The 22,861-nt window shown below is 68.9% G+C and carries 23 protein-coding genes and 1 riboswitch; of the genes, 16 read left to right on the plus strand and 7 right to left on the minus strand.

All coding sequences use genetic code 11. From position 1 onward, the window contains the following. Window positions 1-139 precede the first annotated feature (139 nt). Window positions 140-919: a DeoR/GlpR family DNA-binding transcription regulator gene (locus DTA15_RS29945; protein ID WP_006493999.1), complete on the plus strand. Its 780-nt coding sequence runs from the start codon at window positions 140-142 to the stop codon at window positions 917-919. Between the two features lie 300 nt (window positions 920-1,219). Beyond that, window positions 1,220-1,417 (plus strand): hypothetical protein, encoded by a 198-nt coding sequence (locus DTA15_RS29950; RefSeq protein WP_006477892.1) that lies wholly within the window; start codon window positions 1,220-1,222, stop codon window positions 1,415-1,417. Between the two features lie 94 nt (window positions 1,418-1,511). Here the strand turns inward: DTA15_RS29950 and DTA15_RS29955 are convergent, their stop codons facing one another. After that, window positions 1,512-1,880 (minus strand): hypothetical protein, encoded by a 369-nt coding sequence (locus DTA15_RS29955; RefSeq protein ID WP_012492423.1) that lies wholly within the window; start codon window positions 1,878-1,880, stop codon window positions 1,512-1,514. Between the two features lie 162 nt (window positions 1,881-2,042). Between DTA15_RS29955 and glpD the strand changes: the two genes are divergently transcribed. The 3 genes from glpD to DTA15_RS29970 all read left to right on the plus strand — a co-directional run bounded on the left by glpD (window position 2,043) and on the right by DTA15_RS29970 (window position 5,971). Then, window positions 2,043-3,566: a glycerol-3-phosphate dehydrogenase gene (glpD, locus tag DTA15_RS29960; protein ID WP_006484470.1), complete on the plus strand. Its 1,524-nt coding sequence runs from the start codon at window positions 2,043-2,045 to the stop codon at window positions 3,564-3,566. Window positions 3,567-3,670: 104 nt separating this feature from the next. Then, the gene (glpK, locus tag DTA15_RS29965) at window positions 3,671-5,173 is read left to right on the plus strand and encodes a glycerol kinase GlpK (protein ID WP_006484471.1); all 1,503 of its coding nucleotides are present in this window, start codon (window positions 3,671-3,673) and stop codon (window positions 5,171-5,173) included. An 81-nt stretch (window positions 5,174-5,254) separates the two neighbouring features. Further along, entirely contained in the window at window positions 5,255-5,971 is a 717-nt protein-coding gene (locus DTA15_RS29970; RefSeq protein WP_006484467.1) for an MIP/aquaporin family protein, read from the plus strand. Window positions 5,972-6,031: 60 nt separating this feature from the next. Here the strand turns inward: DTA15_RS29970 and DTA15_RS29975 are convergent, their stop codons facing one another. Genes DTA15_RS29975 through DTA15_RS29985 form a run of 3 tightly spaced genes read right to left on the minus strand, consistent with a single transcriptional unit; the run spans window position 6,032 to window position 8,714 of the window. Continuing rightward, window positions 6,032-7,282 (minus strand): NAD(P)/FAD-dependent oxidoreductase, encoded by a 1,251-nt coding sequence (locus DTA15_RS29975; protein ID WP_006494001.1) that lies wholly within the window; start codon window positions 7,280-7,282, stop codon window positions 6,032-6,034. 4 nt (window positions 7,283-7,286) lie between these two features. Beyond that, on the minus strand, window positions 7,287-7,595 hold the full coding sequence (locus DTA15_RS29980) for a non-heme iron oxygenase ferredoxin subunit (RefSeq protein WP_006491266.1): 309 nt from the start codon (window positions 7,593-7,595) through the stop codon (window positions 7,287-7,289). A 36-nt stretch (window positions 7,596-7,631) separates the two neighbouring features. Continuing rightward, on the minus strand, window positions 7,632-8,714 hold the full coding sequence (locus DTA15_RS29985) for a fatty acid desaturase family protein (RefSeq protein WP_006491268.1): 1,083 nt from the start codon (window positions 8,712-8,714) through the stop codon (window positions 7,632-7,634). A gap of 174 nt (window positions 8,715-8,888) precedes the next feature. Here DTA15_RS29985 and DTA15_RS29990 point away from each other — a divergent pair, with 174 nt between their 5' ends. The 5 genes from DTA15_RS29990 to DTA15_RS30010 all read left to right on the plus strand — a co-directional run bounded on the left by DTA15_RS29990 (window position 8,889) and on the right by DTA15_RS30010 (window position 13,890). Next, window positions 8,889-9,953 (plus strand): LacI family DNA-binding transcriptional regulator, encoded by a 1,065-nt coding sequence (locus DTA15_RS29990; RefSeq protein ID WP_006497363.1) that lies wholly within the window; start codon window positions 8,889-8,891, stop codon window positions 9,951-9,953. A gap of 143 nt (window positions 9,954-10,096) precedes the next feature. Next, window positions 10,097-11,122 carry a hypothetical protein gene (locus tag DTA15_RS29995; protein WP_012492421.1) on the plus strand — a complete coding sequence of 342 codons (1,026 nt, stop codon included), beginning with the start codon at window positions 10,097-10,099 and terminating at the stop codon, window positions 11,120-11,122. Window positions 11,123-11,162: 40 nt separating this feature from the next. After that, window positions 11,163-11,990, plus strand: coding sequence for a TIM barrel protein (locus DTA15_RS30000; RefSeq protein WP_006489276.1), 828 nt, complete (start codon window positions 11,163-11,165; stop codon window positions 11,988-11,990). A 38-nt stretch (window positions 11,991-12,028) separates the two neighbouring features. Then, entirely contained in the window at window positions 12,029-13,015 is a 987-nt protein-coding gene (gene iolG / locus DTA15_RS30005; protein WP_006489268.1) for an inositol 2-dehydrogenase, read from the plus strand. Between the two features lie 188 nt (window positions 13,016-13,203). Further along, window positions 13,204-13,890 (plus strand): HAD family hydrolase, encoded by a 687-nt coding sequence (locus DTA15_RS30010; protein WP_034178337.1) that lies wholly within the window; start codon window positions 13,204-13,206, stop codon window positions 13,888-13,890. Between the two features lie 70 nt (window positions 13,891-13,960). On the opposite strand, the gene ribB is transcribed toward DTA15_RS30010, so the two are convergent. The 3 genes from ribB to DTA15_RS30025 all read right to left on the minus strand — a co-directional run bounded on the left by ribB (window position 13,961) and on the right by DTA15_RS30025 (window position 17,210). Then, a complete protein-coding gene (gene ribB / locus DTA15_RS30015) occupies window positions 13,961-14,671 on the minus strand; it encodes a 3,4-dihydroxy-2-butanone-4-phosphate synthase (protein ID WP_006489272.1) in 711 nt (236 codons plus the stop codon). 118 nt (window positions 14,672-14,789) lie between these two features. Next, window positions 14,790-14,938, minus strand: a riboswitch (FMN riboswitch). Window positions 14,939-15,125: 187 nt separating this feature from the next. Further along, the gene (locus DTA15_RS30020) at window positions 15,126-15,815 is read right to left on the minus strand and encodes a helix-turn-helix domain-containing protein (protein ID WP_006489265.1); all 690 of its coding nucleotides are present in this window, start codon (window positions 15,813-15,815) and stop codon (window positions 15,126-15,128) included. Between the two features lie 219 nt (window positions 15,816-16,034). Next, window positions 16,035-17,210: an MFS transporter gene (locus DTA15_RS30025; protein WP_006497370.1), complete on the minus strand. Its 1,176-nt coding sequence runs from the start codon at window positions 17,208-17,210 to the stop codon at window positions 16,035-16,037. Window positions 17,211-17,357: 147 nt separating this feature from the next. Here DTA15_RS30025 and DTA15_RS30030 point away from each other — a divergent pair, with 147 nt between their 5' ends. From DTA15_RS30030 to DTA15_RS38750, 6 genes are all read left to right on the plus strand, one after another. Beyond that, a complete protein-coding gene (locus DTA15_RS30030; protein ID WP_006486591.1) occupies window positions 17,358-18,290 on the plus strand; it encodes a LysR family transcriptional regulator in 933 nt (310 codons plus the stop codon). A 213-nt stretch (window positions 18,291-18,503) separates the two neighbouring features. Then, a complete protein-coding gene (gene miaB / locus DTA15_RS30035) occupies window positions 18,504-19,877 on the plus strand; it encodes a tRNA (N6-isopentenyl adenosine(37)-C2)-methylthiotransferase MiaB (protein ID WP_006486604.1) in 1,374 nt (457 codons plus the stop codon). 29 nt (window positions 19,878-19,906) lie between these two features. Beyond that, window positions 19,907-20,953 carry a PhoH family protein gene (locus DTA15_RS30040; protein ID WP_006486600.1) on the plus strand — a complete coding sequence of 349 codons (1,047 nt, stop codon included), beginning with the start codon at window positions 19,907-19,909 and terminating at the stop codon, window positions 20,951-20,953. Between the two features lie 151 nt (window positions 20,954-21,104). Then, on the plus strand, window positions 21,105-21,881 hold the full coding sequence (gene ybeY, locus DTA15_RS30045; protein WP_006497372.1) for an rRNA maturation RNase YbeY: 777 nt from the start codon (window positions 21,105-21,107) through the stop codon (window positions 21,879-21,881). Window positions 21,882-21,893: 12 nt separating this feature from the next. After that, entirely contained in the window at window positions 21,894-22,526 is a 633-nt protein-coding gene (locus tag DTA15_RS30050; protein WP_006486595.1) for a gamma-glutamylcyclotransferase, read from the plus strand. A 43-nt stretch (window positions 22,527-22,569) separates the two neighbouring features. After that, complete coding sequence (locus DTA15_RS38750) at window positions 22,570-22,719, plus strand: hypothetical protein (RefSeq protein ID WP_020979429.1); 150 nt, start codon at window positions 22,570-22,572, stop codon at window positions 22,717-22,719. The last annotated feature ends 142 nt before the right edge of the window (window positions 22,720-22,861 follow it).

Here is a 22,861-nt window from a genome sequence, read left to right on the forward strand (position 1 = left end):
CGCGATCGCACAAATTCATTTGTCAAATGAATCCATGCGTTTTCTACATGAATCGCGCGCGGCGATGTTCCGCAGGCCGGCCGAACGCCGTTGCCGCCCTTACAATACCCGCTCCGTCTCACGACACGACCATCGAGCCATGACCCGAGATCCCCGCCTCACCCTCAACGCGCGCCAGCAGGAATTGCTCGAATGGGTGCAGCGCGACGGCTTCGTGACCGTCGACGATCTCGCCGCGCACTTCGCGGTGACGCCGCAGACGATCCGCCGCGACGTGAACTGGCTCGCCGACCTGAACCTGCTGCGCCGCTACCACGGCGGCGCGAGCCTGCCGACCAGCTCGGAGAACGTGTCGTACACCGCGCGCCAGCGGATGTTCCACGACGAGAAGCGGCGCATCGCGGCGCTCGCGGCGTCGCACATCCCCGACCAGGCGTCGCTGTTCATCAACCTCGGCACGACGACCGAGGAAGTCGCGCGCGCGCTGAACCGCCATCACGGGCTGCACGTGATCACGAACAACCTGAACGTCGCGTCGATGATGAGCGGCTACCCCGACTGCGAGGTGCTGATCACGGGCGGCATCGTGCGGCCGTGGGACAAGGGCATCGTCGGCGAGCTCGCGATCGACTTCATCCGCCAGTTCAAGGTCGACTACGCGATCATCGGCACGTCGGCGATCGAGGCCGACGGCACGCTGCGCGATTTCGACACGCGCGAGGTGCGCGTCGCCGAGGCGATCATGCAGCATGCGCGCACGGTCTACCTCGTGACCGACCATTCGAAGGTCGGCCGCCCGGCGCTGGTGCGCCAGGGCCATCTGAGCCAGGTGCATGCGCTCTTCACCGACAAGCCGCTGCCGCCCGAAATGGCCGATACGGTGGCGGCCGCCGGCACCCAGGTGTACGTCGCGGAATGACCGTTGCGATGCTGCACCGCACCTGAAACTTCAAGTGAAATCAAGAAGTTGGCGCCGCGCGCAAACCGCTTGTGGCGGGCCCTTCTGTCAAACGGAAAATTAACGGGGCACGATTTGTCGTTGCCTGCGCGCTCGACTAGACTCCAGTTCCCCGGCCCGTTCGCCGATCCGCCTGTGCCAGGGCGGTGCGAATCGCAGGGCCGGCGAAGACAGCTTTCCCCCCAAGCCATACCCCGCGGGGTATCGCGCGTCGGCGGTGCGCCGGCCGCGCGGGCAGTCCGATTGCCATGGAGAGAAACGATGCTGAGTCCGCATGAATTCGCCACGCTATTGCTTGTGAAGGACGCGCCTGATCAGCGCGACATGGATCGGGATGAACTGGACATCCTGCTCGAACAACAGCTCGTCCGCCTGGAAGGGCTCGGCTCGGGGCGCAAATACTGCGTGACCGAGACCGGCGACGCCGCGCTGCGATCCATCAAATACCGCTATTCGTAAGCTCCGCCGCTCCCTGACCTGAACCTGCTCGCGCGGCCGGAATCGGCCGCGCGGTCGTTCCTGCCTCCCGCCTGCCCGTTCGTCGCCGTCGGCCTCAACCGCCGCGCAGCGTCGGATCGACCGCCGCCCGCCAGCTGATGGCCTGCGCACGCGCCCCGTTGAAATACGCGATCCAGCCGGCGCGTGCCGCCGCGTCAGGCGCCACATAGTGGGTCGAAAGTTCGTTTACGAACGCACAATAGTTCGCTTCGGTCAGCCCGCGATACCGTTTCGCCACGTACGCGTCGTACAGCGTCGAGTAGACCGGCTGCGCGTCCGCGCCCCAGTCGCGCGCCGCGCCGCCGCACGACGTCTGCAGGTCGACGAACGACGGCGCCCGCCAGTTGCCGGCGAGCGGCGGCATACCCGCGCCGCACCCCGCCAGAAGGACGGCGCACACGCCGACCCACATCCCAATACGCATGATTCACCTCGCGAAACGGTCGATTCCGCCAGTATCGTCCGGGATCGTGTCGCGCGCTACTGGCCCCGCTTTTTCGAACTTTACTTTTTCGATTCCGTTCGTTAAATTTCGAATTCGAACATTTCATGTTCGCCCCATTTCAACAGACGATAAGGACAGCAGGTGACCCAACCGAATCGCTACGATCTGCTCGTCGTCGGCGGCGGCATCAACGGCGCGGGGATCGCGCGCGATGCGGCCGGCCGCGGCCTGTCGGTCATGCTCTGCGAGCAGGACGACCTCGCGTCGCATACGTCGTCGTCCAGCACGAAGCTGATTCACGGCGGCCTGCGTTACCTCGAGTACAACGAGTTCGGACTGGTGCGCAAGGCGCTGCAGGAGCGCGAAACGCTGCTGCGCGCGGCGCCGCACATCATGTGGCCGCTGCGCTTCGTGATGCCGCACATGCCGAACCTGCGCCCGGCCTGGCTGATCCGCATCGGCCTGTTCCTCTACGATCACCTCGCGAAACGCGAGCTGCTGCCCGGCTCGCGCGGCATCGACATGCGCCGCCATGCGGCCGGCGCGCCGCTGATCGACTCCATCAAGCGCGGCTTCGTGTATTCCGACGGCTGGGTCGACGACGCCCGCCTCGTCGTGCTGAACGCGATGGACGCGAAGGAGCGCGGCGCCGAGATCCTGACGCGCACGAAGCTCCTGTCCGCCGAACGCCGCGGCGACGAATGGGAAGCGCGGCTGCAGCAGGCCGACGGTTCGATCCGCGTCGTGCAGGCGCGCGCGATCGCAAACGCGGCCGGCCCGTGGGTCGGCGACGTGCTGCACGGCGCGCTCGGCCGCGGCGCGCATCACAGCGTGCGGCTCGTGAAGGGCAGCCACATCATCACGCGCCGCCTGTTCGATCACGATCACGCGTACATCTTCCAGAACCCGGACAAGCGGATCATCTTCGCTATTCCGTACGAGCACGACTTCACGCTGATCGGCACGACCGACGTCGAATACACGAGCGATCCGGCGAAGGTCGCGATCGATCGCGACGAGACGCAGTACCTGTGCGATTCGATCAACCGCTATTTCAAGCGCAAGATCTCGCCGGCAGACGTGCACTGGACCTATTCGGGCGTGCGCCCGCTGCTGGAAGACGAGAACGCGGCGAACGCATCGGCCGTCACGCGCGACTATCGCCTTGAACTCGACGACGGCGCGGGCGCGCCGCTGCTGTCGGTGTTCGGCGGCAAGATCACGACGTTCCGCAAGCTCGCGGAAGAAGCCGGCGACATGCTGTGCCGCGCGCTCGGCCGCGACGCGAAGACCTGGACGGCCGGCGTCGCGCTGCCGGGCGGCGACATCGCGGACGCGAAGTTCGACGGGTTCGCCAGCGCGTTCGCGAAACGCCATCCGTGGCTGCCCGCCGCGCTCGCGCGCCGCTATGCACGGGCGTACGGCACGCGTGCGGAGCGCGTGGTGGCGGACGCGAAGTCGCTCGCCGATCTCGGCGCCGAAATCGCGCCGGGCATCCACGATGCCGAACTGCGCTACCTGCGCGACGCCGAATGGGCGACCTGCGCGCAGGACGTGCTGTGGCGCCGCTCGAAGCTCGGGCTGCACGTCGCGCCCGGCACGCTCGACGCCGTGACCGCCGCGGTCGACGCATGGTTCGCCGCCGCGCATGCACCGCACGCCTGATCCGAATGCAGTTGCAGTTGCCTGACCGACGTTGACTCACCGACGCGCCGCTCACATGCGGCGCGCATCACAACTAAGCCAATCCACGGATGGAGATGAGAGACATGCAGGACCAGTACATCCTCGCGCTTGACCAGGGCACCACGAGTTCCCGCGCGATGCTGTTCGATCGCCAGGGCAATATCGTATCGATCGCCCAGAAGGAATTCGAACAGATCTACCCGCAACCCGGCTGGGTCGAGCACGACCCGCAGGAAATCTGGTCGACGCAAGCCGGCGTCGCCGCGGAAGCCGTCACGCGCACGGGCCTGAACGGCACGTCGATCGCCGCGATCGGCATCACGAACCAGCGCGAAACCACGATCGTCTGGGATCGCGAGACGGGCCAGCCCGTCTACAACGCGATCGTCTGGCAGGATCGCCGCACGGCCGACTTCTGCGACTCGCTGAAGAAGCAGGGCCTCGAAGCGAAGGTGCGCGCGAAGACCGGCTTGCCGATCGACTCGTACTTCTCCGCGACGAAGATCCGCTGGATCCTCGACAACGTGCCGGGCGCGCGCGACAAGGCGCGCCAGGGCAAGCTCGCGTTCGGCACCGTCGACAGCTGGCTCGTGTGGAACTTCACGAAGCATGAGCTGCACGTGACCGACGTGACCAACGCGTCGCGCACGATGCTGTTCAACATCCATACGCGCGAGTGGGACAGCGAGCTGCTCGAACTGCTCGACATCCCGCGCAGCATGCTGCCCGAAGTGAAGGCGTCATCGGAAATCTACGGCCACACGAAGACCACCGTGTTCGCATCGAAGATCCCGCTCGCGGGCATCGCCGGCGACCAGCATGCGGCGCTGTTCGGCCAGATGTGCACGACGTCGGGCATGGTGAAGAACACCTACGGCACCGGCTGCTTCCTGATGATGAACACCGGCGACAAGCCGATCGAATCGAAGAACAACCTCGTCACGACGATCGCCTGGCAGATCGGCGACGACGTGCAGTACGCGCTCGAAGGCAGCATCTTCATCGCCGGCGCGGTCGTGCAGTGGCTGCGCGACGGCGTCGGCCTCATCAAGACGGCCGCGGAAATCGAGGCGCTCGCCGCCAGCGTGCCGCATACCGACGGCGTGTATCTCGTGCCGGCCTTCGCCGGCCTCGGCGCGCCGCACTGGAACGCGCGGGCGCGCGGCTCGGTGTTCGGCGTCACGCGCGGCACGAGCGCCGCGCATCTGGCGCGCGCGGCGCTCGATGCGATCGCGTACCAGTCGCTCGACGTGCTGGCCGCGATGGAAGCCGATTCGGGCATCAGCATCGGCGAGCTGCGGGTGGACGGCGGCGCGAGCGCGAACGACCTGCTGATGCAGTTCCAGGCCGACCTGCTCGGCGTCGACGCGGTGCGCCCGCAGATCACCGAGACGACCGCGCTCGGCGCGGCCTACCTCGCGGGCCTCGCGATCGGCTACTGGAAGAACCTCGACGAAGTGCGCGACCAGTGGAAGCTCGATCGCCGCTTCGCACCGTCGATGCCGAAAGAGCAGGTCGAGCAGCGCATGGCCGGCTGGCAGCGTGCGGTGCGCGCCGCGAAGGCATGGGCCGACGACGCCCAGTAATCCGAATCAGTCCGGACGACATACAACAACACCGGCGGACCGCGCGATGCGCGAGTCCGCCGTGACATACGAGAGACAATCATGTCACCTTACATTGCAGAATTCATCGGCACAGCGATCCTCGTGCTGCTCGGCAACGGCGCGGTCGCAAACGTGCTGCTTGCAAAGACCAAGGGCAAAGGCGCGGACCTGATCGTGATCGTGATGGGCTGGGCGATGGCGGTGTTCGTCGCGGTCTACGTGACCGCGTCGTTCAGCGGCGCGCACCTGAACCCGATCGTCACGATCAGCCTCGCGCTCGCGGGCAAGTTCGCGTGGTCGAAAGTCGGCGGCTACGTCCTCGCGCAGATGCTCGGCGGGATGGCCGGCGCGTTGCTCGTGTGGCTCGCGTATCGCCAGCACTTCGCGAAGGAAGCCGATGCGGACCTGAAGCTCGCGGTGTTCTGCACGGCGCCGGCGATCCGCAGCGTCACGCACAACGTGCTGACCGAAGCGATCTGCACGTTCGTGCTGATCCTCGGCGTGCTGTATCTCGCGTCGCCGCAGGTCGGCCTCGGCGCACTCGACGCGCTGCCCGTCGGCCTGCTGGTGCTCGGCATCGGCATCTCGCTCGGCGGCCCGACCGGCTATGCGATGAGCCCCGCGCGCGACCTGTCGCCGCGCATCATGCATGCGCTGCTGCCGATTCCCGGCAAGCGCGACAGCGACTGGCGCTATGCATGGGTGCCGGTCGTCGGCCCGCTGCTGGGCGGCGCCGCGGCGGCCGGCCTGTATCTGCACCTGCACACCACGATCTGATCGCGGTTTGAACGAAGCGCGCGGCCTGCACTGCCGCGCGCTTCACGCCCCTGCGTCGTTCTACCGGTCATTCACGGCCGTCACCAGCGATTTCAGCTTCACGTCGACGTCCGCGACCGCCGCCGGCGTCACGTCGGTCCCGCGCTCGACCAGCATTCTCGCCACGCGCATGTCCTTCACGAATCCCGCTGCACGGCCGAAGCCGCTCGCCGCGACGAGCCGCGCGCGCGCGTCGAAGTGGAAATGGATTTCCGCATCGTCGCCGAGCACGCGCGCGACCGACCGCGTGCCGAGCGCCGGCTCCCCAGCCACCTGCAACTGCGCATCGTATTGATCGGACCAGAACCACGGCGTATCGCGATACGGCTCGCCCGCGCCGAGCATGTTGCGGGCGGCGACGTGCGCTTGCGTCTCGGCGCCGTGCCAGGTCTCCTGTCGAACCAGCTGGCCCGATAACGCGCTCGGAAACACGGCGACGTCGCCGGCCGCGTAGATGCCGCGCGCCGACGTCTCGAGCTGCGCATTCACGACGATCCCGCGCTCGACCGCGAGGCCCGCATCGCGCGCCAGCTCGTCGGCCGGTTCGATGCCGATGCCGGCCACGACCGTGTCGGCGATCAGCGTGTCGCCGTCGTCGAGCACGACGGCCAGCGCCCCGCCCGCGGTCCGCTCGATCGCCACCGGCGTCCGGTTCAGACGAATCGCCACGCCCCGTGCGTCGTGCAGCGCATGCACGCGCGTCGCGATGGTGGCCGGCACCGCGCGGCCGAGCAGTCGCGGCGCCGCATCGAGCACGGTCACGCGGCAGCCGCGCTGCCGCGCCGACGCCGCGACTTCGAGACCGATGAAGCCACCGCCGATCAGCACGATCCGCGCGTCGGGAACGAGCCGCGCGCCGAGCGCCGCCGCATCGTCGAGCGTGCGCAAGGCGAATACCCCGTCGAGCGCCGCGCCCGGGACGGCCAGGCGACGCGCACGGCCGCCCGTGGCCAGCAGCAGCGCGTCGTAGCCGAACACGTGCCCGCCGGACACCCGCACTTCGCGTGCGTGCGATTCGATGCGCTCGACGGTCGCGACGATCCGTTCGATGCGATCGGCCGCCCAGGCTTGCGCATCGCGCAACCGGCATTGCGCCGCGCTGCGCTCGCCCGTCAGCACGCCCTTAGACAACGGCGGCCGCTCGTACGGCGGATGCGGCTCCGCGCCGATCAGCACGATGCGCCCGCGCCAGCCGCACGCGCGCAGCTCCTGCGCCGCGCGGCCGCCCGCATGGCCCGCACCGACGATCGCCATCACCCGGTCGCTGTTCATTGCGTCATACCTCGATCAGGATGCGGCCGTCTTCGATCTTCGCGCGGTACGTGCGCAGCTTCTCGCACGCGGGCGCCGACAGCGGCCGGCCGTCGCGCACGTCGAAGCGGCCGTTGTGCTTCGGGCATTCGATCACGTGATCCATCACGAGCCCGTCCGCGAGATGCACCTGCTCGTGCGTGCACAGGCCATCGCTCGCATACACGTGGCCGTCGATCCGGTAGATCGCGTACGTGCGGCCGCCGTGGTCGAAGCGTGCGACGTCTTCATCGTCGATATCGTCGAGCGCGCCGGTGTCGATCCATTGCGTCATGGTGTGTGTCTCCTTCGTCGGGATATTGGATAACGGCTAGGCGCGCGCGGCATCGGGCACCGGCCGCACGACGCAAGCGGACGGGTCGCGCGTCTGCCGGACCAGCGCCGGCACGATCTCCGCGTACGCGGCCAGCGTGCTGCGGTACGGCGGCGGCATGTCGGCCTTCACGGCTTCATGCAGCTTCGGCAACGCATGGAACGGCACCATCGGGAACATGTGGTGCTCGACGTGATAGTTCATGTTCCAGTACAGGAAGCGGAACACCGGATTCATCATCACGGTCCGGCAATTGCGCCGGTGATCGAGCACGTTCTCCGGCATGCCCGCGTGCTGCGTGAGGCCGAAATACAGGTACAGCCACGCGCCGTAGAGGCTCGGCAGCCCGATGTAGAGCAGCGGCAGGATCGTGTGCCAGTAGAGCGCCGCGCCCGTCACGAGTGCGTAGATCGCGAGATGGATGCGCGACTCGCGCACGACCTTCGGCCATTCCGATGCAGGTACGTAGGTGCGTTCCTCGTCGTCGAGCCGGCCGGTGAACGACACTGCGATCATCTTGCGCAGTTCGCCGGCCACGTGCTTCAGCGCGACGACGTTCAGCGCGAGCGTGAGCCAGTCGGTCGGCTTCGGCGCGGCGATTTCCGGATCGCGCCCGACGATCAGCGTATCGGTGTGATGGCGCGCATGGCTCCAGCGCCAGGCAGTCGCGCGGCGGAACACCTGGAACGACGCGACCTGGTACAGCACGTCGTTCATCCAGCGCGTGCGGAACGCGGTGCCGTGCCCGCATTCGTGCCAGCGCGAATCGGCCGGGCTGCAGTACAGCGTGCCGTACACGAAGAATGCGGGGATCGCCCACGTCGAATGCGCGCGCCACGCCAGCCACGCGAGCACGCCGCTGATTGCAATCGCCGCGTACCAGATCAGCGTGTCGCGAATCGCACGCGCATCGCCGCGCTGCATCAACTGCTTCATCAGCGGCCGCGGCACCGCGCAGCGGTACCACGCGGCGTTGACGAGCCCGGCCGCGTGCGCGCGCTCGCCGGCGCCGCCAATCATTCGGTATGCCTGACGGCGCGCCGCCGTGCGTTCGCGTGCCGGGTCGTCGGGTTGGGCCACGTCTGTCTCCTGGGGTTCTTGTGCGGGGGAAGCGCGGCAAGCGCTTCGCCATAGGAACGAAATTAGGCGAGCGGCCGCCCCGCCTCAATCGAAACGTTGACGAAATTTCGCCACCGCTTTAGCGTTCCCGACAACGCCACGCGATCGATGGCGACCCTCACGATGGAGACGACCATGGCAGGTGAATCCGGGCCGCGCTGGCGCAAGCGCACCGCGCGCTTCGACGAGATCGCGGCGCTCGCCGGCGTCAGCACGACCACCGTCGACCGCGTGCTGAACGAGCGCGGCAGCGTCTCCGCGCAGGCGCGCGAACGCGTGGTGGCGGCCGCGCGGCAGCTCGGCGTGCCGCGGCAGCTGCCCGACACGCGGCACGGGCTGATCCACGTCGACGTGCTGCTGCCGGACACCGACGCGCCATTCTTCCGACGCTTGCAGCAGGCGCTGCAGCGCTCGCTGCAGATGCTCGACCGGCGCGTGGTCGTGCACCGGACGATCCTGCCCGCCGCGGACGACGTGCGCGCCGCGACGCTGATCGAACGGCCCGCGTACCGGCGCGCGGCGCTGATCGTCACCGCGCACGACACGGCCCGCGTGCGCGACGCGCTGGCCGGCGCGATCGCGCGGGGCGAGACCGTCGTCACGATGGTCACCGACATCGGCGGCATCGACCGCACGCACTTCGCCGGCATCGACAACTATCGCGCCGGGCGCACGGCCGGCTACTACATCGGCCGCCTCGCGGCGCGCCCCGGCCGCGTGCTGCTGCTCGGCGGGCGCATGGGCTACCGCGCGCACGTCGACCGGATGGCCGGCTGCCGCGACCAGCTCGCCGACGCGTTCGCCGCCGTGCGCTGCGACGACGCGCCGGTCGAGACGCTCGACCAGGACGACCGCTGCTACCGCGCGGTGTCGAAGGCGCTGCAGGCGCACGACGACGTGGTCGCGATCTACAACAGCGGCGCCGGTTCGGCCGGCATCGAAGCGGCGCTGCGCAAGGCCGGCGCGATCGGGCGCGTCGTGTGGATCGGCCACGAGATGATCGACCAGCATCGCGCCTTCATCGAAGCCGGCGCGATGGATCTCGCGATCGACCAGGATCCGGACGGCCAGGCGATTTCCGCGCTGCAGCACGTGCTGCATGCATGCGGCATCGTCGAACAGCCGCCGCCGGACGATCCGGTCGAATTCCGCGTGTTCTGTCCGGCGAACGTGAGGACGAGCGCGTACCTGCAGCCGTGAATCGCGCCGCGCGGCGGGCCCCGTGCTCGCGGCGAAAAAATCGACCGTCGCGTTGGCGATTTTTCGCCAACGTTTGTCATGCGGGTCGCGCCGCGCCTCCGTACATTGGTCAGCCATCGATAACCGACAACGGACAGGAGACGATGACTGAACCGATCCTCATCGGCGTGAACCTCGACGGCGTGCTCGAACACGACGGGCTGCCGCCGCCCACGCCCGCCGAGCGCTTCCGGCGGGTCGCCGCTGCCGGCGTGTTCGATTACATCGAAAAGAACCCGGTACGCGGCGAGGACCTGTCGCCGTATTTCGCGCTGGTCGACCGCCACGCGCTGCCGATTCGCGTGATCGGCGGCATCTGGTGCGCCGGCCGCGACGAAGCGCATGTCGCCGAGATCGTCGCGGCGGGCGCGCGCTTCGGCAGCACGGTGCTCAACTGCCAGCTGTTCGCGCATCACGCGGACGGCCATCCGCTGTCGGACCGCGAAGTCGCCGATTTCTACCTGCGCGCCTACGCATCGGGCGAGCCGGTCGGCTGCCTGCCGAGCCTCGAAGTGCACGTCGACATGTGGAGCGAGGATGTCGCCCGCGTGGCGCGCGTCGCGCGGCTGGTCGAGCAGGCCGGCGCGCCGTTCCGGATCACGCTCGATCATTCGCATCTGCTGTTCAAGATCGGCAACCGCGCCGAGCTCGACGCGTCGGGGCTGCGCGAATCGGCCGACGGCGGCTGCGCGATGCTCGACCCGGCGTCGCGCGCCGCGATCTACACCGACTGGATCGCGCGCGGCTGGGTCCGGCATGCGCATGCGCGCAGCGTGACGCCGAACAATCCCGCCAACCGCTGGATGCGCCGCGCGGACGGCCGGCCCGGGCGCGGTATCCAGTACCCGTTCGTCGAACCCGCGCCGGGCGCCTATCACGGCGAATGGCGTGCGGCGTCGCTCGATCCGTGGAAAGCCGCGCTGCGCCAGTTGCTGCACGCGCAAGCGCAGGCCGAGGTTCACGCTCCCACTCCCGCGCAGCCGGCACGACTCGAGCAGATCAGCTGCGAGTTCATCCCGTTTCCCGACTACGGCGGCGGCGCACGCTATTCGATCTTCGACAACAACGTCGCGTGCGCGCAATGGCTGCGCGACACGTGGCAAGCATTCGCCGCGCATGCCGGCACCTGATTCGCCCCCCACACCCCACTCAAGCTCCAAGGACAGAACGATGACGCAAGCCTGCCAGTTTTCGCTGAACCGGATGAGCGCGCCGCGCTTGCCGTTCGACCGCTACGTCGCGCTGTGCCGGCGCCTCGGTGTCGACACGATCGAGATCCGCAACGATCTCGACGGCGTCGAGCTCGCCGACGGCACGCCGGCCGCCGCCGTGCGCGCAACGGCCGAGGCCGGCGGCGTGACGATCCTGACGATCAACGCGCTGCAGCGCTTCGAGCAGTGGAACGCCGGGCGCGCGGACGAGGCGACCGCGCTGGCCGATTACGCGGCGCAATGCGGCGCGCGTGCGCTGGTGCTGTGCCCGACCAACAGCCGCGCCGACACGCGCAGCGCGGACGCCCGCCACGCGGATCTCGTGACGGCGCTGCAGGCGCTGAAACCGATCCTCGCGGCCCGCGGCCTGCTCGGCTTCATCGAGCCGCTCGGTTTCGAGGAATGCGCGCTGCGCCGCAAGTCGGACGCGGTAAAGGGCATCTACGCGGCGGCGGGCGAGCCGGTGTTCCGGCTCGTGCACGACACGTTCCACCATCATCTCGCCGGCGAGGACATCTTCTTCCCGAACCTGACGGGCCTCGTGCACATCTCGGGCGTCGAGGAAGCCGACCTGCCGATCGAGTGGATGCGCGACGGCCACCGCGTGCTGGTCGGCGGCGCCGACCGGCTCGGCAACATCCCGCAACTGCGCGAACTGCTCGCGCGCGGCTACCGCGGCGCGCTGTCGTTCGAGCCGTTCGCGAGCGAGATCGCCGAAGCCGACGACATCGAAGACCGGCTGCGGGCGAGCATCGACTACGTGCGCGGCGCACTGGCGGATCGCTGAGCACATCGGCAAGACAACGCAATCCACCGGAGAACGGAATGATCGAATTCGCTTTGTTCGGCGCGGGCCGCATCGGCAAGATCCACGCGGCGAATCTCGCGCGCCAGCCGGGCGCGAAACTGACATACGTGATCGACCGGCACGCGCCGTCGGCGGAAGCGCTCGCCCGCACGCACGGCGCGCAGGTCGCCGACGTCGAGCGCGCGCTCGGCGACGCGTCGGTGCAGGCTGTCGTGATTGCGTCGAGCACCGACACGCACGCGGATCTCATCGTCGCCGCCGCGAACGCGGGCAAGGCGGTGTTCTGCGAGAAACCGGTCGACCTCACCGTCGAACGCTCGCGTGCATGCGCGGACGTCGTGCGGCGCGCCGGCGTGACCTGCATGATCGGCTTTCAGCGCCGCTTCGACCCGACCTTCGCGGCGCTGAAGGCGCGCGTCGAGCGCGGCGAGGTCGGCGCGCCGGAAATGCTGGTCGTCACGAGCCGCGATCCGGGCGCGCCGCCCGCCGACTACATTCGCAGCTCGGGCGGCATTTTCAAGGACATGCTGATCCACGACTTCGACGTGTTCCGCTGGATCCTCGGCGACGAAGCGCAGACGCTGCACGCGACGGGCAGTTGCCTGACCGATCCGGCCGTGCACGACGCGGGCGACATCGATTCGACCGCCGTGACGATCCGCACGCGGCGCGGGTTGCTGTGCCAGATCAACACGTCGCGGCGCGCGGCCTACGGTTACGACCAGCGCTTCGAGCTGCTCGGCAGCCACGGGATGCTGCAGGCCGGCAACGTGCGGCCGACCGAGGTGAGCGCCTGGCTCGCGGGCGGCATCGCGACGGACGTGCCGGAGCCGTTCTTCCTCGAACGCTACCGGCACGCGTACGCGGCCGAGATCGCGCACTTCGTCGACGCGCTGCGCGACGGCACGCCGGTCCGGACGACGATCGACGACGGGCTCGCCGCGCTCGAGCTGGCCGAAGCCGCGATGACGTCGTGGAAAACGGGGCGCGTGATCGCGCTGTGACGCCGTGAACGGCGGCGGCCCGCGCAACCGGGTCGCCGCAGCCGCACGACCGGCGGCACCTGGGCACGCGTTGCCGCAGTAGCACGGCCGCATCGGGCAAATTTGCCGCCACGTCGCGCGGCAGGCGCATGAAAGCACGTATGATGGCGAATCGATCGGCGTCGCCGATATCCCGCGTTTTCATCACCATGCTCGATCACCTCATCTGCGACTGCGACGGCGTGCTCGTCGACAGCGAAGTCATCGCCGACCGCGTGCTGCTCGACACGCTGTCCGCCACGTTCCCCAACCTCGATTTCGAAGCCGCCGCGAAGTCGGCATTCGGCCAGCAGACGTCGCGCTTCCTCACCGGCATCGAATCCCGCTTCGGCATCGAGATGCCCGCCAACTTCATCGAAACCATCGAGCACAACATCGAAATCGCGCTCGCGCAATCGCTCGCACCGATCAGCGGCGTGCGCGACGCATTGCTGAAGGTCACGCTGCCGGCCGCCGTCGTGTCGAACAGCCGGCTCGTGCGCGTGCGCAATTCGCTGAAGCGCGCGTCGCTCACCGAGATCTTCGGCGAGCGCGTGTTCAGTTCCGAACAGGTCGCGCGGCCGAAGCCCTACCCCGACGTCTACCTGCATGCGGCGCACACGCTCGGCGTCGAGCCGGCGCGCTGCGTCGTCGTCGAGGACAGCATCTCGGGGCTGAATGCCGCGCGGGCGGCCGGGATGAAGACGATCGCGTTCGTCGGCGCGAGCCACATTCCCGACAACTACGCGGACGCGCTGCGCGCGATGGGCATCACGCGGATCATGCGCCGGATGGACGAACTGCCGGCGCTCGTCGAAGCCGGCATGCGCGGCGAATTCGGCGACGTGCAGTCCTGATCGTCATTCGGGCCGGACCGGGTCGATCCGGCCATGCCGCGGGCGCGCGTACGCGCCCGCCTTCCTTCGCTCAGGCCGGCTCGCAGCAGCGTTCGCGCGCCGCGGCCAGCGCCTCGCGGAACTCGACGAGTTCCGCGATCGTCAGCATCGGCAGCCCGTGCCGTTGCGCGAAGCGCTCGACATCGTCGCCGCGCGTCATCGTGCCGTCCGGATTCATCAGCTCGCACAGTACGCCGGCCGGCTTCAGGCCCGCGAGGATCGACAGGTCGACCGTGCCTTCGGTATGACCGCGGCGCGCCAGCACGCCGCCCGGTTGCGCACGCAACGGAAACACGTGGCCGGGGCGCACGATGTCGTGCGGCTTCGCGCCGTCGGCGATCGCCGCGCGGATCGTCGTCACGCGATCGGCGGCCGACACCCCGGTATGCACGCCTTCGCGCGCCTCGATCGAGACGGTGAACGCGGTGCCGTTGCGGCTTTCGTTGGTCTGCACCATCGGCGGCAGCTCGAGCGCGCGCACCGTGTCGTCGGTCAGGCACAGGCAGACGATGCCGCTGCACTCGCGGATCAACAGCGCCATCGTCTCGGGCGTGATGCGCTCGGCGGCGACGATCAGGTCGGCTTCGTTCTCGCGGTCGTGGTCGTCCTGCAGCACGACCGCGCGGCCTGCGCGCATCGCGTCGAGCGCAGCGGCGATGCGCGGCGGCACCGGTTCGGAATCCAGCAACGGGAGATCGGCAAAGGCGTCGGCAGGCGCCGACGAAACGGACATCAAGGACATGTGAAACGCTCCTCGCAAATACGATTTGGGCGAAAAACGTTTCAGGGCATTGCAAACAGACAGAACGACAACCCGCTTCGCACGCAGCGCGAAGCGGCCCTGACGGACATGACTATCTGCACATCTTCTCTCATCCGGACTGTGACCGTCGGCTCTGGCATTCGACCAGATCTGCTGACCCCGCGCGAATGCGCGGGCGCTCGCGGGCTCGCCGGCTTACGCCAGCCTACCGCCGGTGGGGAATTTCGCCCCGCCCTGAAGACGCACTGATTGCCGGACGGGAACGCCCCGTCACCGGCGGGCCAAGCATACAACAGCCGCGCGCGACGCGCAGCCCACTACCGGTAAAACCTTACTGACGACCCTGTCTAACGGCATCGTCCGAACGGCCGACGCACCCGCCCGCGATCCCGCGAGAATCCGGGAGCGCAGTCGCGCCGCGCGGCCCGCGCGATCAGTTGGCGGCCGCCGTGTGCGCCGCGTCGGGCACAAGCCAGCGCGGCGGCACCTCGGGGCTCACCGTCACGCGAAACGCCCGCGCTTCGCTGTCGCCCGGGTTGCGCAGGCTGTACGGCTGGTCGGCATCGAACACGATCGCGTCGCCGGTTGCGAGCAACTGGCGGCGATCGTGCACGCTGACTTCGAGCGTGCCTTCGCTGACGACGAGGTTGACCGTCGTGCCGGGGGCGCGACGCGCGCCGGGCTCCGTATGCAGCGGCGCGATGCGCAGCTCGTGGAATTCGGCCGCGGCCGGCTCGCCTTCCGGATACAGCGCACGCGCCGAGAAACGGCCGTTCGAGCTGACGACGCGCGACGCGCGCTCGGCCGCCAGATGCTCGAAACCGTTCACCGCGTGGCGCCGCAGAAACGCGGCGACCGACACCTTCAGCGCCGCGGCGATCTTGCAGAGCACCTTGATCGACGGCACGCTGCGCGCCGATTCGATCTGCGCGAGCATCGCGCGCGACACGCCGGACAGCCGCGCGAGCGCATCGAGCGACAGTTGCCGCTCGGCGCGCAAGCGCGCGAGGTTCACGCCGACGACCTGCTCGAGCACGTCGAGCGACGCGGACGCGCGCAGGTCGGCGGCATGGCCGGACTCGAAGGAAGACACGTCGCGCACGAGCGCCAGGGATGAAGACATAGCATTGCCTCCGGGCCGCCGCGCGGCCCTGCGTAGGGGGTAAGCCGGAATCGGAATCGGGTTGCGCCGGTCATTGGCGCGTATCGAGACGCTATCACCCGGCCTGGCACGGGCAAACGAAGTTATCTTCACACCGTTATCAGCATCGCGGAGGAATGCGTTTCTCGCGAACCTTTTCCTGCCGCTATGGCGTCGCCGTCGGCGCGCCGGGGCCGACGCTCACTGCGCCGCCGGCGCGGCGCCGCGGGCCGGGCCGCGCGCGTCGAGCCGCATCGCGAGCCACGTGACGATCAGCGCCGCGAACGTCACCGCGACCGCGACCCACGGCAGCGCATCGAGCGCGAAGCCGTGTTCCAGCGCGAGGCCGCCGAGCCACGCACCGCCCGCATTGCCGACGTTGAACGCGCCGATGTTCAGCGTCGACGCGAGATGCGGCGCGCTCGCGGCCTTCTCGACCACGCGCGCCTGCAGCGGCGGCACCGTCGCGAACGCGGCGATCCCCCAGACGAATACGGTGACGGCCGCCGCGACCGGCAGGTGGCTCGTCTTCGCGAACACGGCCATCACGGCCATCAGCGCGACGAGGATCGCGATCAGCGACGGCATCAGCGCGCGGTCGGCGAGCTTGCCGCCGATCGTATTGCCGATCGTCAGCCCCGCGCCGAACAGCACGAGGATCAGCGCGACCGCGCGCGGCGAGTAGCCCGACACGGTCTCGAGAATCGGCGCGATGTACGTGAACACCACGAACACGCCGCCGAAGCCGAGCACGGTCATCAGCAGCGCGAGCCACACCTGCGGCTCCTTCAGCACGCGCACTTCGTGGCCGAGGCCGACCGGCCCGCTGTCGTGGCGGTTCGGCACCAGCGCGGCCACGCCGCCGAGCGCCAGCACGCCGAGCGCGGCGACGATCCAGAACGACGCGCGCCAGCCGAGCAACTGGCCGACGAACGTGCCGAACGGCACGCCGAGCACGTTCGACAGCGTGAGTCCGGTAAACATCAGCGCGATCGCGCTCGCGCGCTTGTCGGCCGGCACGAGCGACGCGGCGACCACCGCACCGATGCCGAAGAACGAACCGTGCGCGAACGACGTGACGACGCGCGCGACCATCAGCATCGCGTAGCCGGACGCGGTCGCGCACAGCACGTTGCCGACGATGAAGATCGCCATCAGCAACTGCAGCGCAGCCTTGCGCGGCATGCGGCTCGTCAGCACCGCGAGCAGCGGCGCGCCGACCGCGACGCCGAGCGCGTAGCCGGTGACGAGCAGGCCGGCCGACGGCAGCGACACGGCCAGGTCGTGCGCAACTTCGGGCAGCAAGCCCATGATGATGAATTCGGTGGTGCCGATGGCGAAGGCGCTGATCGCGAGCGCCAGTAACGGAATGGGCATGACGTTCTCCGGAAGACGGCGGCCGCGGCGCCCGATCGGTGCCGCACCGCACAAAAAAGCGGGGTGTGCGCGCATTGTCCCGAAGACGCCTATATTTGATAATTGGCGTGGCATTTGAACCATTTTCAAATATTTCTGGAAAATCGCATGGACCGACTGGGCGACATCCGGCTGTTCGTCGAGGCGGCGGAGCTGGGCAGCCTGTCCGCCGCCGGGCGCAAGCTGAACCTCACGCCGGCCGCCGCGAGCGCGCGGCTCGCGAAGCTCGAGGCGAAGATCGCGACGCGGCTGTTCGAACGCTCGACGCGGCAATTGCGGCTCACCGACGAAGGCAAGCTGTACCTGAACTGCTGCCGCCAGGCGCTGCAGGCGCTCGACGACGCGGACGCGATGCTGCAGGAAGGCCGCAATGTCGTGAGCGGCAAGGTGCGGCTGTCGTCGACGTCCGATTTCGGCCGCCATCAGTTGCTCGACTGGCTCCACGAATTCACGACGCTGCATCCGGGCGTCACGTTCTCGCTGACGGCGTCCGATTCGTCGTCGAACCTGTGGCAGGACGAGATCGACCTCGCGATCCGCTTCGCCGCGCCGCCCGACGGCGCGCTGATCGCCCGCCGGCTCGCGACCAACCGGCGCGTGCTGTGCGCGGCGCCGTCGTTCGTCGAGCGCCATGGCGTGCCGGCCGATCCGCACGATCTGGCCCGCTTTCCGTGCAACGTGATCACGATCGCGTCCGGCCCGATGAACACCTGGCACTTCACGCGCGGCGACGAAGTGCAGATCCACACGGTGCCCGTGTCGACGGCGTTCGAGACCAACGACGGCGGGCTCACGCGCGAATGGACGCTGCGCGGCCACGGCATTGCGCTGAAGTCGCTGTGGGACATCGCCGACGACGTCCGCGCGGGCCGGCTGCGCGTGCTGCTGCCCGAGTGGCGGCACCAGGACGCGCCGCTGCACGCGATCTATCACAGCAAGCGCTACATGGCGCCGCGCGTGCGCGTGCTGCTCGACTTTCTCGCCGAACGCTTCGCGCGCGAGGAAGCCGCGCTCGACGACCTGCTGAACGCGTGTCGCTGACGGCCGGGCCGTCACCACTCCGGGGTCGGAACGCGAAAACCGGCGTCGCGCGCCCGCAACCGGCCGCCCGTCCGTCTTGGCATGGAAAGCTATAATGGAAGGCTTTCCCGACGGCCTTTCCTGTCCGTGCGCGCGATTCGCGTGCCGCGCACGGCCGTCCCGACTCACCCTTGACGACGCCCCCAGGTCAACCACTGCGAACGGCGAATCCCCATGACCAAGAAAGTTTACGTAAAGACCTTCGGCTGCCAGATGAACGAGTACGACTCGGACAAGATGGTGGACGTGCTCAACGCGGCCGAAGGCCTCGAAAAGACCGACACGCCGGAAGACGCGGACATCATCCTGTTCAACACGTGCTCGGTGCGTGAAAAGGCGCAGGAAAAGGTGTTCTCCGATCTCGGCCGCGTGCGCGAGCTGAAGGAAGCGAAGCCCGGCCTGCTGATCGGCGTCGGCGGCTGCGTCGCGAGCCAGGAAGGCGCGTCGATCGTGTCGCGCGCGCCGTACGTCGACCTCGTGTTCGGCCCGCAGACCCTGCACCGCCTGCCGCAGATGATCGACGCGCGCCGCGCGAGCGGCCGCGCGCAGGTCGACATCACGTTCCCCGAAATCGAGAAGTTCGACCACCTGCCGCCCGCGCGCGTCGAGGGGCCGAGCGCGTTCGTGTCGATCATGGAAGGCTGCTCGAAGTACTGCAGCTACTGCGTGGTGCCGTACACGCGCGGCGATGAAGTGTCGCGCCCGCTCGACGACGTGCTGACCGAAGTGGCCGGCCTCGCCGACCAGGGCGTGCGCGAAGTCACGCTGCTCGGCCAGAACGTGAACGCCTACCGCGGCGCGCTGGCGGCCGGCTCGTCCGAGATCGCCGATTTCGCGACGCTGATCGAATACGTCGCCGACATCCCCGGCATCGAGCGGATCCGCTACACGACGTCGCATCCGAAGGAATTCACGCAGCGCCTGATCGACACCTACGCGAAGGTGCCGAAGCTCGTGAACCACCTGCACCTGCCGGTCCAGCACGGTTCCGACCGCATCCTGATGGCGATGAAGCGCGGCTACACGGTGCTCGAATACAAGTCGGTGATCCGCAAGCTGCGCGCGATCCGCCCCGACCTGTCGCTGTCGACCGACATGATCGTCGGCTTCCCCGGCGAGACCGAGGACGATTTCGACAAGATGATGGCGCTCGTGCACGAGATGGGCTACGACACCAGCTTCTCGTTCATCTACAGCCCGCGTCCCGGCACGCCGGCCGCGAACCTCGCCGACGACACGCCGCGCGACGTGAAGCTCAAACGCCTGCAACATCTGCAGGCGACGATCGAGGAGAACGTCGCGCGCATCAGCCAGTCGATGGTCGGGAAGGTCGAGCGGATCCTCGTCGAGGGCCCGTCGCGCAAGGACCCGAACGAACTCGCGGGCCGCACCGAGAACAACCGGGTCGTGAATTTCCCGGCGCCGCTCGCGTCGCACCCGCGCCTGATCGGCCAGATGATCGACGTGAAGATCAACCATGCGTACCCGCACTCGCTGCGCGGCGAGCTCGTGATCGTCAGCGACGACGCGAGCGCGGCCACCCACTGATTGACGCCCGACAGGAGCCCGACGCTACTTTGAAGACCGTCCAAGCACTGGAATTCACCGCCCCGCGCGACGACAACGCGCGCCTCGCCAACCTCTGCGGCCCGCTCGACGAGAACCTGCGGCAGATCGAACAGGCGCTCGACGTCACGCTCGCGCGGCGCGGCCACCGGATCACGATCCGCGGGCGCGGCGCCAAGCTCGCGCTCGCCGCGCTCGAAAACTTCTACAACCGCGCGCGCGATCCGCTGTCGGTCGACGACATCCAGCTCGCGCTGGTCGAGGTGCGCCACACGGCCGGCAACGGCCGCCAGGACACGCTCGACGTGCGCTTTCGCGGCGACCCCGATCATCCGTTCGACGAACCGGTCGTGCAGCTCGACGCGGACGAGCCGGACGAAGAGCCGGCGCCGAAGCTCTACACGCGGCGCGCCGACCTGCGCGGCCGCACGCCCGCCCAGCGCGAATACCTGAAGCAGATCCTGTCGCACGACGTGACGTTCGGCATCGGGCCGGCCGGCACCGGCAAGACCTACCTCGCAGTCGCGTGCGCGGTCGACGCGCTCGAGCGCGACCAGGTCAAGCGGATCGTGCTGACGCGCCCGGCCGTCGAGGCCGGCGAGCGGCTCGGCTTCCTGCCCGGCGATCTCGCGCAGAAGGTCGACCCGTACCTGCGTCCGCTGTACGACGCGCTGTACGACCTGCTCGGCTTCGACAAGACGGCCAAGATGTTCGAGCGCCAGATGATCGAGATCGCGCCGCTCGCGTACATGCGCGGCCGCACGCTGAACCACGCGTTCATCATCCTCGACGAGGCGCAGAACACGACGCCCGAGCAGATGAAGATGTTCCTCACGCGGATCGGCTTTGGCTCGAAGGCGGTCGTGACGGGCGACACGAGCCAGGTCGACCTGCCGCGCGGCCACAAGAGCGGCCTCGTCGAGGCGCAGCAGGTGCTCGGCGGCGTGCGCGGCATCGCGCTCACCCGCTTCACGAGCGCGGACGTGGTGCGCCATCCGCTCGTCGCGCGCATCGTCGAGGCGTACGACGAATTCCACGCGCAGCACCAGGACGGCTGAGCGGCGGCGCGCGTGCGCTGCCCCAGGCCTGCCGGCCCGGCCCGCCGTCATGGCGCGCCGGGCTTTTTTTCACCCGCGCGCAGCCCGGCCGAATTCGGGCGCGATCGGCCGTTTGGTGTATCCTCAACGCGTCCCAATCGCCGCACGCGTCATGAAATCCTCCCGTTCCCGCAAGTCCGGTCGCGCCCAGTCCGCCGCGTCCGAATCCCCCCGCCTTTCGCTGTTCGACGCGAAGGGCAAAGCCCGCACCGTCAACGCGCAAGGGCTGCGGATCGACTTCCCGGACGGCCGCAGCCTGATGTTCGACCTGTCGGGCAGCTCGGGCGACGCGGCCGTCGCGATCGTCGCGCAGCACAACGATCCGGCGATGCGCGCGAAGCTCGCGCTGCAACCCGAGCATTACGACAGCGTGACGCTGCACGTCGGCGCCGAGTTCGCGCCGCGCGAGGACGATCCGGAAGACGAGCCGCGCGCGCTGGAACTCGACCTGTCGGTGCAGTACGGCGACGAGATCACGAGCGACGTGCGCAAGACGCTCCCCAAGCGCAAGCTGATCGCCGAATGGCTCGAGCCGGCGCTGTTCGCGAGCGCGCAGCTCACCGTGCGCTTCGTCGGCGAGAACGAAGGCCGTACGCTGAACGCCGGCTACCGCCACAAGGACTATCCGACCAACGTGCTGACCTTCGCGTACGACGCGGCGCCCGACGGCACCGTGATCGGCGACCTGGTGCTGTGCTGCCCGGTGGTCGAGAAGGAAGCGCACGACCAGGGCAAGCCGCTCATGGCCCATTACGCGCACCTGCTGGTGCACGGCGCGCTGCACGCGCAGGGCTACGATCACGAGACCAGCGACGAGGACGCGGCCGAAATGGAAGCGCTCGAAGTCGACATCCTCGCTAAACTGGGTTTCCCGAACCCGTACCAGTAAGCCGTCCGCCCGATGCGTAACGCCGCGATGCTGCCGCCCGCCTACCCGCCGTCGATCGGCGAAGGCCGTCTGCTGACGGAAGACGAGCTCGCGGCGTCGCTCGCGCATACGATGCGCGACTGGGACGGCCGGCAGGATCTGTGGCTGTTCGGCTATGGCTCGCTGATCTGGAACCCCGGGCTGCCGACCGTCGCCGCCGTACGCGGCAAGGTGCACGGCTATCACCGCGGGCTCTACCTGTGGTCGCGCGTGAACCGCGGCACCCCCGAACGGCCGGGCCTCGTGCTCGCGCTCGATCGCGGCGGCTCGTGCTCGGGCATCGCGTTCCGGCTCTCCGGCCCGACCGCGCAGCCGCATCTCGAGACGCTGTGGAAGCGCGAGATGCCGATGGGCTCGTACCGGCCCGCGTGGCTGCCGTGCTCGCTCGAGACCGGCGAACGCGTGAACGCGCTCGCGTTCGTGATGCGCCGCGATGCACCGACCTATACGGGCAAGCTGACCGATCCCGTCGTGAAGGAAGTGTTCAGTTGCGCGGCCGGCCGCTACGGCACGACGCTCGACTACGTGAGCCGCACGGTCGACGCGCTGCGCGCGAGCGGCATCCCCGACCGCGCGCTGGAAGGGCTGCTGGCGCGATGCCGGTGATGCGACACCACGCCGCCCGCGCATCCGAACGAGGACATCCCCGATGAAACCGTCAAACTGGTCGCGCGGCAGGATCGCCGCGCTGCTCGTCGCCGCGGGCGTCGCGCTGTCCGGCTGCGGAATCCTCGGCTGCGGCGGCGCCGCGACCAACGGCGCGGCCGCCGGCGGCTGCTCGGCCGGCATGCGGTTCTGAACCGCGCGCCGGCGGCGCCCGCCTGCGGCAGAATGCCGCGCTCACGACCGATGTCCCGCGTCGGGCCGCGCCGCCCTTGCCGCCGCCGTTTTTTTGCCGCCGCGCCCCGCCGACTCTTTCTGCGCTAGGATGGACCCGAGGA

Origin of the sequence: Burkholderia cenocepacia (genome assembly GCF_900446215.1) — a bacterium.
In the GTDB taxonomy this organism is placed as follows: Bacteria; Pseudomonadota; Gammaproteobacteria; order Burkholderiales; family Burkholderiaceae; genus Burkholderia; species Burkholderia cenocepacia.

Bases quoted from the DNA above. Each gene is read 5' to 3' on its own strand.
- DTA15_RS29945 (WP_006493999.1), top strand. From the start codon at position 140: ATGACCCGAGATCCCCGCCTCACCCTCAACGCGCGCCAGCAGGAATTG.
- DTA15_RS29950 (WP_006477892.1), top strand. From the start codon at position 1,220: ATGCTGAGTCCGCATGAATTCGCCACGCTATTGCTTGTGAAGGACGCG.
- DTA15_RS29955 (WP_012492423.1), bottom strand. From the start codon at position 1,880: ATGCGTATTGGGATGTGGGTCGGCGTGTGCGCCGTCCTTCTGGCGGGG.
- glpK (WP_006484471.1), top strand. From the start codon at position 3,671: ATGCAGGACCAGTACATCCTCGCGCTTGACCAGGGCACCACGAGTTCC.
- DTA15_RS29970 (WP_006484467.1), top strand. From the start codon at position 5,255: ATGTCACCTTACATTGCAGAATTCATCGGCACAGCGATCCTCGTGCTG.
- DTA15_RS29975 (WP_006494001.1), bottom strand. From the start codon at position 7,282: ATGAACAGCGACCGGGTGATGGCGATCGTCGGTGCGGGCCATGCGGGC.
- DTA15_RS29980 (WP_006491266.1), bottom strand. From the start codon at position 7,595: ATGACGCAATGGATCGACACCGGCGCGCTCGACGATATCGACGATGAA.
- DTA15_RS29990 (WP_006497363.1), top strand. From the start codon at position 8,889: ATGGCAGGTGAATCCGGGCCGCGCTGGCGCAAGCGCACCGCGCGCTTC.
- DTA15_RS29995 (WP_012492421.1), top strand. From the start codon at position 10,097: ATGACTGAACCGATCCTCATCGGCGTGAACCTCGACGGCGTGCTCGAA.
- DTA15_RS30000 (WP_006489276.1), top strand. From the start codon at position 11,163: ATGACGCAAGCCTGCCAGTTTTCGCTGAACCGGATGAGCGCGCCGCGC.
- iolG (WP_006489268.1), top strand. From the start codon at position 12,029: ATGATCGAATTCGCTTTGTTCGGCGCGGGCCGCATCGGCAAGATCCAC.
- DTA15_RS30010 (WP_034178337.1), top strand. From the start codon at position 13,204: ATGCTCGATCACCTCATCTGCGACTGCGACGGCGTGCTCGTCGACAGC.
- ribB (WP_006489272.1), bottom strand. From the start codon at position 14,671: ATGTCCTTGATGTCCGTTTCGTCGGCGCCTGCCGACGCCTTTGCCGAT.
- DTA15_RS30020 (WP_006489265.1), bottom strand. From the start codon at position 15,815: ATGTCTTCATCCCTGGCGCTCGTGCGCGACGTGTCTTCCTTCGAGTCC.
- DTA15_RS30025 (WP_006497370.1), bottom strand. From the start codon at position 17,210: ATGCCCATTCCGTTACTGGCGCTCGCGATCAGCGCCTTCGCCATCGGC.
- DTA15_RS30030 (WP_006486591.1), top strand. From the start codon at position 17,358: ATGGACCGACTGGGCGACATCCGGCTGTTCGTCGAGGCGGCGGAGCTG.
- miaB (WP_006486604.1), top strand. From the start codon at position 18,504: ATGACCAAGAAAGTTTACGTAAAGACCTTCGGCTGCCAGATGAACGAG.
- ybeY (WP_006497372.1), top strand. From the start codon at position 21,105: ATGAAATCCTCCCGTTCCCGCAAGTCCGGTCGCGCCCAGTCCGCCGCG.
- DTA15_RS30050 (WP_006486595.1), top strand. From the start codon at position 21,894: ATGCGTAACGCCGCGATGCTGCCGCCCGCCTACCCGCCGTCGATCGGC.
- DTA15_RS38750 (WP_020979429.1), top strand. From the start codon at position 22,570: ATGAAACCGTCAAACTGGTCGCGCGGCAGGATCGCCGCGCTGCTCGTC.